The 12,055-nt window shown below is 40.1% G+C and carries 11 protein-coding genes; 9 read left to right on the top strand and 2 right to left on the bottom strand.

Features of this window, described 5'->3' with window-relative positions; genetic code table 11:
- Positions 1-45: 45 nt before the first annotated feature.
- Positions 46-180, bottom strand: a complete 135-nt coding sequence (locus tag QFZ72_RS09230) for a YqzM family protein (RefSeq protein WP_223436824.1) — start codon at positions 178-180, stop codon at positions 46-48.
- A 300-nt stretch (positions 181-480) separates the two neighbouring features.
- On the opposite strand from QFZ72_RS09230, the gene holA reads away from it, so the two are divergent.
- On the top strand, positions 481-1,497 hold the full coding sequence (holA, locus tag QFZ72_RS09235) for a DNA polymerase III subunit delta (RefSeq protein WP_307432187.1): 1,017 nt from the start codon (positions 481-483) through the stop codon (positions 1,495-1,497).
- 43 nt (positions 1,498-1,540) lie between these two features.
- Here holA and rpsT read toward each other — a convergent pair whose 3' ends face one another.
- Positions 1,541-1,807 carry a 30S ribosomal protein S20 gene (rpsT, locus tag QFZ72_RS09240; RefSeq protein WP_307432190.1) on the bottom strand — a complete coding sequence of 89 codons (267 nt, stop codon included), beginning with the start codon at positions 1,805-1,807 and terminating at the stop codon, positions 1,541-1,543.
- A 209-nt stretch (positions 1,808-2,016) separates the two neighbouring features.
- Between rpsT and gpr the strand changes: the two genes are divergently transcribed.
- From gpr to dnaK, 8 genes are all read left to right on the top strand, one after another.
- Positions 2,017-3,135 (top strand): GPR endopeptidase, encoded by a 1,119-nt coding sequence (gpr, locus tag QFZ72_RS09245; protein WP_307432193.1) that lies wholly within the window; start codon positions 2,017-2,019, stop codon positions 3,133-3,135.
- Between the two features lie 65 nt (positions 3,136-3,200).
- Positions 3,201-4,400: a stage II sporulation protein P gene (gene spoIIP, locus QFZ72_RS09250; protein ID WP_307432196.1), complete on the top strand. Its 1,200-nt coding sequence runs from the start codon at positions 3,201-3,203 to the stop codon at positions 4,398-4,400.
- A 21-nt stretch (positions 4,401-4,421) separates the two neighbouring features.
- A complete protein-coding gene (locus QFZ72_RS09255) occupies positions 4,422-4,760 on the top strand; it encodes a YqxA family protein (RefSeq protein ID WP_307432199.1) in 339 nt (112 codons plus the stop codon).
- Positions 4,761-5,173: 413 nt separating this feature from the next.
- Positions 5,174-7,000 (top strand): translation elongation factor 4, encoded by a 1,827-nt coding sequence (lepA, locus tag QFZ72_RS09260; RefSeq protein ID WP_307432202.1) that lies wholly within the window; start codon positions 5,174-5,176, stop codon positions 6,998-7,000.
- Between the two features lie 99 nt (positions 7,001-7,099).
- Entirely contained in the window at positions 7,100-8,251 is a 1,152-nt protein-coding gene (gene hemW / locus QFZ72_RS09265; RefSeq protein WP_307432205.1) for a radical SAM family heme chaperone HemW, read from the top strand.
- 176 nt (positions 8,252-8,427) lie between these two features.
- Entirely contained in the window at positions 8,428-9,456 is a 1,029-nt protein-coding gene (gene hrcA, locus QFZ72_RS09270) for a heat-inducible transcriptional repressor HrcA (RefSeq protein ID WP_223436812.1), read from the top strand.
- A gap of 171 nt (positions 9,457-9,627) precedes the next feature.
- Positions 9,628-10,134, top strand: a complete 507-nt coding sequence (gene grpE / locus QFZ72_RS09275; RefSeq protein WP_307439678.1) for a nucleotide exchange factor GrpE — start codon at positions 9,628-9,630, stop codon at positions 10,132-10,134.
- A 24-nt stretch (positions 10,135-10,158) separates the two neighbouring features.
- The gene (dnaK, locus tag QFZ72_RS09280) at positions 10,159-11,985 is read left to right on the top strand and encodes a molecular chaperone DnaK (RefSeq protein WP_307432208.1); all 1,827 of its coding nucleotides are present in this window, start codon (positions 10,159-10,161) and stop codon (positions 11,983-11,985) included.
- Positions 11,986-12,055 lie beyond the last annotated feature (70 nt).

Below are 12,055 nucleotides of genomic sequence, written 5' to 3' on the forward strand. Positions count from 1 at the left end.
GGACAATGAAAAAGAGACTGCTCTGCAGTCTCTATGTAAGGGTTGTCATGAACCGATTAACTTAATAACTGTCGCTAATACGAAAATAGTGGCAAAAAAGCCAAAAGAAACGACAAATCCAACTCCTGAGTCTACTGCATCGTTGCGTTTGCTTTGAACATTCTTTTCAAATTCATTCACAATTTACCCCTCCTATATGCCTTATAGTATAAGCCAAATCATTTAAAAAATCTATCATTTTCCAATCAGGTTTTGACAACACTTTACACAAATAGAAACTCATCAGAGTGAGAAAAATATATACAACATATTGATCGCTTACCTGCATATGTATCCTGGGGCATATGCGGTGGCGTTTATATATATGGGAACCGGCTGAGCCTGTTCCCTATTCATTTTGCCCATTTATATAATCCGCACTTGCTAAACAGGCAGGGTACCGATAGGATTAGAAAAGAATGATTGAAACTGGGTGATAAAATGATATCAAACGTCTGGAAAGATTTAAAAAATAAACAGCTGAAGCCGGCATACCTGCTTCTTGGAAAGGAATCTTACCTTATTCAGGAAACCGTTCAGCTTATTATTGAAGCTGCGTTGGATCCTTCTGAGATGGACTTTAATCTTGCACAGTATGACCTGTCAGAGACCCCATTGGAGTCCGCCATTGAAGATGCAGAAACACTTCCTTTTTTAGGTGAAAAAAGAGTGGTTATTCTTAAGAATCCTCAATTTTTAACGAGTGAAAAAAAGAAAGAAAAAATAGAACACCGCATCGAAAAATTAGAGGAATATTTAAAAAGTCCTGCTCCATACACCATTTTGGTTATTGTGGCCCCCTACGAAAAACTTGATGAAAGAAAAAAAATTACAAAAGCTGTTAAAAAAATGACAGAAGCTGTAGAGATAAATGGATTTTCTGAGCATGAAACAAAGAAGTGGATGAATGAATTGGCAGATGCAAATGCCATTGCACTTGAAAATTCAGCAAGAGATCAGCTTTATATGCTGTCAGCCGGCAATTTAATGGCCATCTCACAAGAAATGAAAAAGTTGGGTACATATGCGGGTGAAGGCGGAACAATAACGGAAGACATTGTTTCTTCCCTTGTTTCAAGAACACTTGAGCAGAATATTTTTGAATTGATTGAGAAGGTTATCCGCAAAGACAGAACTCGTGCCATGCAGATTTTTTATGATCTGCTGAAAGCAAACGAGGAACCGATAAAAATCTTATCCTTGCTGATTAATCAATTCAGACTGATTCTTCAAGTGAAAGAGCTGTCTGTTCTGGGATATGGACAGCAGCAAATTGCGGGAAACCTCAAGGTGCACCCATTCCGTGTGAAACTGGCCATGCAGCAGGCACAGCTTTTTCAATCCTCAGAACTGACATCGATCATGAATCAGCTTGGTGACGCAGACTATGAAATGAAAACCGGAAAAACGGACAAAAGACTTGCTGTTGAATTATTTCTACTCCGCTTATTCAAATAAAGTCCATAAAAAAAATCCTCTTCTCGGGAAGAGGATTTTTTTATTATGCTGAAAGACCGTTTACAGATTTCGTTAAACGAGATTTGTAACGAGCAGCAGCGTTTTTGTGGATTAGACCACTTTGAGCAGCTTTGTCAATTCTTTTAGAAGCTACAGCTAGTGCAGCTTTTGCATTGTCAGCATCATTGTTAACAACTAGAGCTTCTACTTTTTTAATAGCAGTACGCATTGCAGATTTGATTGTTACATTGTGTGCATTGCGCTCAGCGTTAGTTTTTGTGCGTTTGATTGCAGATTTGATGTTTGGCATTCGTTTCACCTCCTAAAAAGCATTCGAGATCTATTATACTCGACATTTTCATCAATAATAAGAACAAGTGATATTTTATCAAACGGACATATAGATTGCAATATAATTGTAAAGGAAATTATCACGGCTTATACATGTCAAGAATGAAACCTGCAAATTAAGGCAAAAATACATAATAAGAAAGACTATGCAGCCAGGAGGTTATGATAGTGAAAGAACCTTTAGATTTGAGTATGTATTCAGTTCGAACAGATTTGGCCATTGAAGCACGCGATATGGCAGCTGAATCTAAAACATCTGAGCCTGAAAAGAAATCACCCGAAATGGAAGGCGTTATTGTCAAAGAGCAGAACGATAATGGAGTTAAAATAACATCTCTCCAAATTACTGAGAAGGGTGCAGAGCTTACGGGAAAGAAACCGGGAAATTACTTGACACTTGAAGTACAGGGAATTCGCCAAAAAGATACAGCTTTGCAAAATCAAGTTGTCGACGTTTTTGCAAAAGAATTCAGCAGTTTTATGGATGGTCTGAAGATTCCAAAGGATGCAAGCTGTCTAGTTGTGGGACTTGGCAACTGGAATGTAACACCAGATTCGCTTGGTCCCCGTGTTGTTGAAAACCTTCTTGTTACACGTCATTTATTTCAGCTGCAGCCTGAAAATGTACAGGAAGGCTTCAGGCCAGTAAGCGCTATTTCACCTGGAGTAATGGGAATTACCGGGATTGAAACAAGTGATATTATTACCGGTATTATTGAAAAAAGCAAACCGGATTTTGTCATTGCCATTGATGCGCTGGCTGCAAGATCGATAGAGCGTGTAAATACAACCATTCAAATTTCAGACACCGGCATTCATCCCGGATCTGGTGTAGGAAACAAACGAAAAGAGTTGAGCATGGATACTCTGGGCATTCCTGTTATTGCGCTTGGGATTCCGACGGTTGTTGATGCGGTATCGATAACAAGTGATACGATTGACTTTATCTTAAAGCACTTCGGAAGAGAGATGAAGGAAGGAGACCGCCCTTCTAAGTCCCTCACTCCCGCTGGGATGTCATTTGGAGAAAAGAGGGTGCTGTCTGATGAAGATCTTCCTTCTGATGAACATAGACAGCAGTTCCTTGGGATTATTGGAACCCTTGAAGATGAAGAAAAAAGAAGACTGATTCATGAAGTTCTATCTCCGCTTGGGCATAATTTAATGGTGACTCCAAAAGAAGTGGATACATTTATTGATGACATGGCAACTGTAGTGGCAAATGGGCTGAATGAGGCACTTCATCAGCAGGTGGACAGCAGCAACGCGAGGTCATATACCCATTAAAAAATAGTCTACTTTCTCCGGCTCCTGCATATAGTTAAGCAGGCAAGCTTTGAAGGAGGAAGAAGATGAAGCATTCTCGTAATAATCGCGGAATAATAGTGACTCTGAATGGGACAAGCTTGAAAAAAGGATTTGCACTCAGCTTTATCGGGTTTATGCTCGTATTTTTGCTTTCAGGCGCGCTTACTTCCCTAAATCCAGAATATAGGATCACATCCAAATCAATTAATGAATTAACAAATAATATTACAGGTGATTCCTTTATTCATCTACTTGGTTTCGAAAATCGCTATTTTGTTCAGGATTTACCTAAAGAGGCTAAACCTCCAAGTGTTTCTTCTTTATTTTTTAAAGCGGCTACAAGCATTAATCCGGAGGATCCGCGGAGTCTCCTTGGAAGGGAACTTCCTGGATTCACCCTGTTTGACAGCGAAATCGTAGTGGCTGGAGAAGGTACAGTTTATACAACGATGCCTATTGAATCCCCGCCTCCAACAGAGGTGCTGTTAGAGGAGCGGGAAGCATCAATTGCTGACTTAAAAGGGGCGGACGATCAGTCCGATCAGTCCAAAACACCGCCTATAGCGACGACAGGCGAACGCAAAGTTGTTTACATTTACCATACACATACAACAGAATCCTATTTGCCTATGTTAAAAAATGTGAAAAATGCAAACAGTGCTTATCATTCTGAAGCAAACGTAACTCTCGTTGGAGACAGGCTCGGAAAATCGCTTGAAGACCAAGGAATAGGAACAAACGTTGATAAAACAAATTTCATGAAGAAGCTGAATGAAAAAGGCTGGTCTTTTACAAAAGCCTACTCTATGTCCAGGCCGACAGTCGAAACAGCGATAGCAGGGAATAAAGAGCTGGATTATGTAATCGATATTCACCGTGATTCTCAGCGGTATAAAATTACAACAGCAGATATTAACGGCAAAAAATATGCCAAGGTGGCATTTGTCATTGGAGGAAAGAATCCGCTTCATGACAAAAACAAACAATTGGCATCAGAGCTTCATAAAAGAATAGAAGCTAAATACCCGGGACTCAGCAGAGGAGTTTTTCTTAAGGATTCACCAGGATCAAACAGCCTGTTTAATCAGGACCTGACTCAAAACGCCATGTTAATTGAATTCGGCGGGATTGATAATAATCTTGATGAATTGAATCGAACAGCAGACGCAGTAGCGGATATTTTCAGCGAATATTACTGGCAGGCTGAAAAAGCGGATGCGGATTCAGCTGCTGAAAAAAAATAAGGATTAGAGGGAAGTATGATGATGAAATTCATGCTAAAGTGCTTTGTCCTAAGCTCAATATTGCTGCTTGGTGTTCTGTTTGGCATGCAGCAGGCCAATCAGGGTCTTGTAAAAATGAAAGGATATGAAGACCCGAATTTGAGCAGCGCTTTTGAAGTGAAAAATGATTCATCAGGAGAATTGGAAGCTTCCGTTTTAGGCGTCAGCCATAATCTCGAAGAAAAACAGGAAAAACTTGAGGAAATGGAAGCATTCAATTTCTTTTCCCAGCTGGGCAAAAAATTTGCTACTCTTGCAAATGCAGTCATAACTGGCTTTATCACATTTTTAGCAGGACTGGTTGAAAGCCTGTTTCAATAATGGATCAATGGAATATGCTGAAGGGAAGTCCGTTTTAGGGCTTCCCATATTTTGTTTAGCGGATAAACCTGCTTCGGCTAAAAAAAGGCAATCTAAGCTGTTAACTAAACTCCTAGCCCCTCGGCCAGAACAAAATCCAAAAAAAGTCAAACCCGGACTTTTCGGGTGAATTCTTATCTGTTTGTCGGGTCTGAACAGTCGGTTCCGCTTTTCCCATTGTCCAGCTCCACCGCCCAACTCCTCGGCCAGAACGGCTCCGCCAGTAAAGGCAAAAAGCGCCTTTTATGACGGATCCTTATCTGTCTGTCGGAGCTAAACGGGCGGTTCCGCTTTTCCCAGTTGAATGTTACTTCCCCTATTGATATAATTAAATTTAGTGCATTGGCCAGTTTAGTAGGAGTGATAGAACGATTATGAAGAATAAAGAAGATAAATTAAATAGACAATCCAAAATACGCAATTTCTCGATTATTGCCCATATTGACCACGGCAAATCAACGCTTGCGGACCGGATCCTTGAAAAAACGTCAGCGTTGACACAACGGGAAATGAAAAATCAGCTTCTTGACTCAATGGATCTTGAGAGAGAACGCGGAATAACAATTAAATTAAATGCCGTTCAATTAAGATATAAAGCAAAAGATGGAGAAGAATATATTTTCCATTTGATTGATACACCGGGACATGTCGATTTTACATACGAGGTTTCCCGCAGTCTGGCTGCATGTGAAGGAGCTGTATTGGTTGTTGATGCTGCTCAGGGAATTGAGGCTCAAACCCTTGCGAATGTTTATTTGGCTCTTGATAATGATCTGGAAATTCTTCCAATTATCAACAAGATTGACCTTCCAAGCGCTGATCCTGAACGTGTTCGCCAGGAAATTGAAGATGTAATCGGTCTTGATGCTTCAGAAGCTGTTCTCGCTTCAGCTAAAGCTGGAATCGGAATTGAAGAAATATTGGAACAGGTTGTTGAAAAGGTGCCTGCTCCTCAAGGTGATCCTGATGCGCCGCTTAAAGCGCTTATCTTCGACTCCTTATATGACGCATACCGCGGTGTAGTGGCATACATTCGAGTTGTTGACGGAACAGTTAAAGTCGGACAGAAAATCAAGATGATGGCAACCGGCAAAGAATTTGAAGTAACAGAGGTCGGTGTCTTTACACCTAAAGCTCTTTTGCTTGATGAATTAAATGTTGGTGATGTTGGATTTTTAACAGCTGCCATTAAAAATGTCGGCGATACAAGAGTCGGGGACACGATTACGGATGCGAAAAATGGTGCAACAGAGGCACTTCCAGGCTACCGTAAATTAAATCCAATGGTGTATTGCGGTCTGTATCCAATTGATACTGCAAGATACAACGATCTTCGCGAGGCATTAGAAAGATTGGAGCTGAATGATTCTGCGCTTCAATATGAACCGGAAACGTCTCAGGCTCTTGGTTTCGGCTTCCGCTGCGGATTCCTTGGACTGCTGCATATGGAAATTATCCAGGAACGGATTGAACGTGAATTTAAAATCGATTTAATTACAACCGCACCAAGTGTTATTTACAATGTCTTTTTGACAGATGGTAGCGAAGTCCGGATTGATAATCCATCAAATCTTCCTGATCCGCAAAAGATTGACCGGATCGAAGAGCCATACGTGAAAGCCACCGTTATGGTTCCAAACGATTATGTAGGTGCGGTGATGGAACTTTGCCAAAATAAACGAGGCAACTTTATCGACATGCAATATTTGGATGAAAATAGAGTGAGCATTGTTTATGAACTTCCATTATCTGAAATTGTATATGATTTCTTTGACCAATTAAAATCAAACACAAAAGGATATGCATCATTTGATTATGAGCTGATTGGATATAAAACATCCCAGCTTGTGAAAATGGATATCCTGCTCAACAATGAGAAAATTGATGCTCTGTCATTTATTGTTCACAGAGATTCAGCCTATGACCGCGGTAAAATCATTGTAGAGAAGTTAAAAGAATTGATTCCGCGCCAGCAATTCGAGGTGCCGATTCAGGCTGCAATCGGCCAAAAAGTGGTTGCACGTTCTACGATCAAAGCTATGCGCAAAAACGTTCTTGCCAAATGCTACGGAGGAGATATTTCCCGTAAACGCAAACTTCTTGAAAAACAAAAAGAAGGTAAGAAACGAATGAAAACGGTTGGTTCTGTAGAAGTTCCTCAGGAAGCCTTCATGGCTGTTCTGAAAATGGATGACAATTAATTCAGGATCATTTACATTCAAACTTAAACTATGATAACGTAAGAAAAAACATTTGCCGCAGTCAACGCACTGCGGCTTCTTTATTAGAAGGTGAGAAAAATGGTCAAAGCTGCATATCTTCACATTCCTTTTTGTGAACAAATCTGTCATTATTGCGACTTTAACAAGGTCTTTTTGAAAAATCAGCCTGTTGATGAGTACCTTGACAGCATGCAAATGGAAATGAGAAACACTCTTTTAAAATACCCGGAGGATTCCCTTGAAACGATTTTTATTGGCGGAGGAACGCCTACTGCTTTAAACGAAAAACAAATGGAAAAGCTGCTGAAAGCTATAAATGAAGAATTTAAGCCACTTCCTTCTTTACATGAATTTGCCGTAGAAGCAAATCCTGGCGATCTTTCATATGAAAAGCTTAAAGTGATGAGAGACCTTGGAGTAAACCGCTTGAGTTTCGGAGTGCAGACATTTAACGATGAGCTGCTTGAAAAAATTGGCCGCACACACCGTTCGGCTGATGTTATGAAAAGTATTGAGCTTGCCAAAAAAGCAGGCTTTGACAATATAAGCATTGATCTGATGTACGGACTGCCGGGGCAGACAATCAGCGATTTCAGAGATTCGCTTAGGATCGCATTTGGCCTGGATGTCCAGCACTATTCTTCGTATTCACTCATTGTTGAGCCTAAAACTGTCTTTTATAACTTAATGTCAAAAGGCAGATTGACTCTTCCTCCTCAGGAAGAAGAGGCCCTCATGTATGAATATCTCATGGAAGAAATGGAGCAGCACGGTTTTCATCAATACGAAATCAGCAATTTTGCCCTTCCCGGTTATGAAAGCAGGCATAATCTTACTTATTGGAATAATGATGAGTACTACGGAATCGGAGCTGGAGCGCACAGTTACACAGGCAATATCCGGCGTGCAAATGCAGGTCCTTTAAAAAAATATATGCAGCTGATTGGGGAAACAGGTTTTCCCTATCTGAATGAGCATCAAGTAACTGAAGCTGAAAAGATGGAAGAAGAACTTTTTCTTGGCTTGCGTAAATCTGCTGGAGTGAGCAAAAAGAGATTTGCCGATAAGTTTAGCATGCCTTTAACAAAAGTGTTTGGTTACCAGATTCAAGAACAAACAGAAAAAGGCCTATTAAATGATCATCAAGATTCCATTTCACTTACACATAAAGGGAAATTGCTGGGAAATGAAGTTTTTCAGGCATTTTTAGGTGTTATCCCTTCCGAATAGGGTAAACAGAAAAGACGACGTTTTTGCGTGTGTCTTTTTGTTTTACTTTCTTTCGTTAATTAAACATAAACTATAGGGGAATTTAATCTAAATAATTGACAATTATCGTTTGATTTGATACTTTTTATTATAGATTTAGCACTCGCGCATACAGAGTGCTAACAGAGGTGATGATAATGCTAACAGATCGTCAGCTTTTAATCCTTCAGGTCATTGTTGATGATTTTATTCAATCTGCTCAGCCGGTAGGCTCAAGAACATTGTCTAAGAAGGAATCGATCACATTCAGTTCTGCAACAATCCGAAATGAAATGGCAGATCTTGAAGAAATGGGTTTCATTGAAAAGACTCACAGTTCATCAGGCAGAGTTCCTTCGGAGAAAGGATACCGCTATTATGTGGATCACTTGCTTGCTCCGCAGAAACTGACGAATATGGATGTTGTTACAATTAAATCTGTCTTTACAGAACGTATATTTGAGCTTGAAAAGGTAGTGCAGAAGTCTGCTCAGATTCTTTCGGATTTAACGAATTATACGTCAATTATTCTTGGTCCTAAAGTAAACGAAAATCGGCTGAAACGAATTCAGATCGTTCCAATCAGTGAAGATACTGCTGTTGCAATTATTGTGACAAATACGGGCCATGTTGAAAATAGAACCATTTCTTTTCCAGGAACAATTGATCCGCAGGATATTGAAAAAATGGTTAACATATTAAATGAGCGATTATTTAATGTTCCGATTGTCGAATTGCATGACAAAATATACAAAGAAATAGTAAACTTGCTGAGGAATCATATACAAAACTATGATTCCATCATGAAAGTTCTATCCGGAACATTTACGATGAACGCAAATGAAAAAATATATTTCGGCGGGAAAACAAATATGTTAAGCCAGCCGGAATTCAATGATATCTCACGTGTCAGAACGCTTTTGACAATGATTGAAGAAGAGCAGGAATTATATAATATTCTTCAGGCCTATGATTCAGGGATTACAATTAAAATCGGCAAAGAGAATCAGAACATTGCAATGGAAAATTGCAGTCTGATCACTGCAACCTATTCTGTTGATAATAAACAAATAGGGCGGATTGCGGTTCTTGGTCCGACAAGAATGGAGTACTCCCGTGTTATCAGTCTGCTGCAGAGAGTCACAAAAGATATGTCCAAAGCCTTAACTAATCTGTATCACTCATAAAAACATTGTCCATATTGTAAGAGAGCGGAAAATTGCTTTCCGCTCCCTTTCCATGGCTTTGCACTTTAAGGGAGGTGAAAGAAATTGACTAACGAAGCAAAAGAAAGCTTAAAAGAAAATGGAACAGCTTCTGAACAAGAAGAAACATTGGTAAACCAAGAGGGCGAATCAATGGATTCTGAAACACAAGCTGAACAAGCGCAGGAATCTGATGAGTTATCTGCAGCCAAAGCTAAGATTGAAGAGCTTGATGCCAAGCTTAGTGAAACTGAAAATCGTATGTACCGCGTACAGGCAGATCTAGATAACTTCAGAAGAAGAGCACGGCTTGATCTTGAGGCTGCTCAAAAATATCGTTCTCAAAATCTGATAACCGAAATACTGCCAGCTCTTGATAATTTTGAAAGAGCGTTAAAAATAGATACGGATGACGAAAAAACACAATCCTTACTACAGGGAATGGAAATGGTTTATCGCCAGCTGGTGCAGGCTCTGCAAAATGAAGGAATTGAAGCCATTCAAGCAGAAGGCCAGCCGTTTGACCCGCATCTTCATCAGGCAGTCATGCAGGTAGAAGATGATCAATATGAATCCAATGTTGTCATTGAAGAATTCCAAAAAGGCTACAAATTAAAAGACCGCATTATCAGACCAGCTATGGTTAAAGTCAATCAATAACTTACATATTAGGAGGTTTCTACGATGGGGAAAATTATCGGCATCGATTTAGGTACAACAAACTCATGTGTTGCAGTATTAGAAGGTGGAGAACCTAAGGTTATTCCAAATGCAGAAGGCAACCGCACAACTCCTTCAGTAGTAGCATTTAAAAATGGCGAGCGCCAGGTTGGTGAAGTTGCAAAACGCCAGGCTATTACAAATCCAAACACAATTATGTCCATCAAACGACATATGGGAACGGACTATAAAGTAGAGGTTGAAGGCAAGGAAAATACTCCTCAGCAGATCTCTGCGATCATTCTTCAGCACTTAAAAGCATATGCAGAAGACTATTTAGGCGAGCCGGTTACAAAAGCCGTTATTACAGTACCGGCATACTTCAATGATGCTGAGCGTCAGGCAACAAAAGATGCAGGTAAAATTGCAGGACTTGAAGTAGAGCGTATAATCAACGAACCAACTGCAGCAGCACTTGCATATGGTTTAGATAAAACAGACCAAGATCAAACGATCCTTGTTTACGATTTAGGCGGCGGTACATTTGACGTATCCGTTTTAGAACTTGGAGATGGAGTATTTGAAGTTCGTTCAACAGCTGGTGACAACCGTCTTGGCGGAGATGATTTTGACCAAGTAATCATTGATTATCTAGTTTCCGAATTCAAAAAAGAAAATGGCATCGACCTTTCAAAAGACAAAATGGCTCTTCAGCGTTTGAAGGATGCTGCTGAAAAAGCTAAGAAAGATCTTTCCGGTGTATCTTCAACACAGATTTCATTGCCATTTATCACAGCTGGAGAAGCTGGGCCGCTTCACTTAGAAGTGACATTGTCACGTGCTAAATTCGAAGAGCTTTCTTCTGATCTAGTTGAGAGAACAATGGGTCCAGTTCGCCAGGCGCTTAAAGATGCTGGTCTTTCTAAAAATGAAATTGACAAAGTAATCCTTGTTGGAGGATCTACTCGTATACCTGCAGTTGTAGAAACAATCAAAAAAGAGCTTGGCCAAGAGCCGTCAAAAGGTGTTAACCCAGATGAAGTTGTAGCACTTGGCGCAGCAATTCAAGGCGGAGTTATCACAGGCGACGTTAAAGATGTTGTTTTACTTGACGTAACACCACTTTCACTTGGGATTGAAACAATGGGCGGCGTATTTACGAAGTTAATCGAGCGCAACACGACGATTCCAACAAGCAAATCACAAGTATTCTCAACGGCTGCTGACAGCCAAACAGCTGTAGACATCCATGTTCTTCAAGGTGAGCGCCCGATGTCTGCAGATAATAAAACATTAGGCCGTTTCCAATTAACGGATATTCCCCCAGCTCCGCGCGGAGTTCCGCAAATCGAGGTATCATTCGATATTGATAAAAACGGAATCGTAAATGTTCGTGCAAAAGATTTAGGCACAAACAAAGAACAAACAATCACAATTAAATCTTCAACAGGTTTAAGTGATGAAGAAATCGAACGCATGGTAAAAGAAGCAGAAGAAAATGCAGATGCTGATAAAGCACGCAAAGAAGAAGTTGAGCTTCGCAATGAAGCTGATCAGCTAGTATTCACTACTGAAAAGACTCTTAAAGATCTTGAAGGTAAAGTAGACGAAGCTGACGTTGCAAAAGCGAACGAAGCGAAAGATGCATTAAAAGCTGCTATTGAGAAAAATGAGCTTGAAGAAATCAGAACGAAAAAAGATGAGCTTCAAGAAATCGTTCAGCAATTATCTATGAAATTGTATGAAGAAGCTGCAAAACAGCAACAAGGTGCTGAAGGTGCAGCAGAAGCGAAACAAGATGACAATGTAGTTGATGCTGAATATGAAGAAGTAAACGACGATAAAAAATAATACTGAGCGGAAATGAGTAACTTCATCCCGCAAAAGGAAAGTCAAAGTCAGGCTTATCTTGACTTTGACT

Source organism: Bacillus sp. V2I10 (assembly GCF_030817055.1).
Taxonomy (GTDB): Bacteria; Bacillota; Bacilli; order Bacillales; family Bacillaceae; genus Bacillus_P.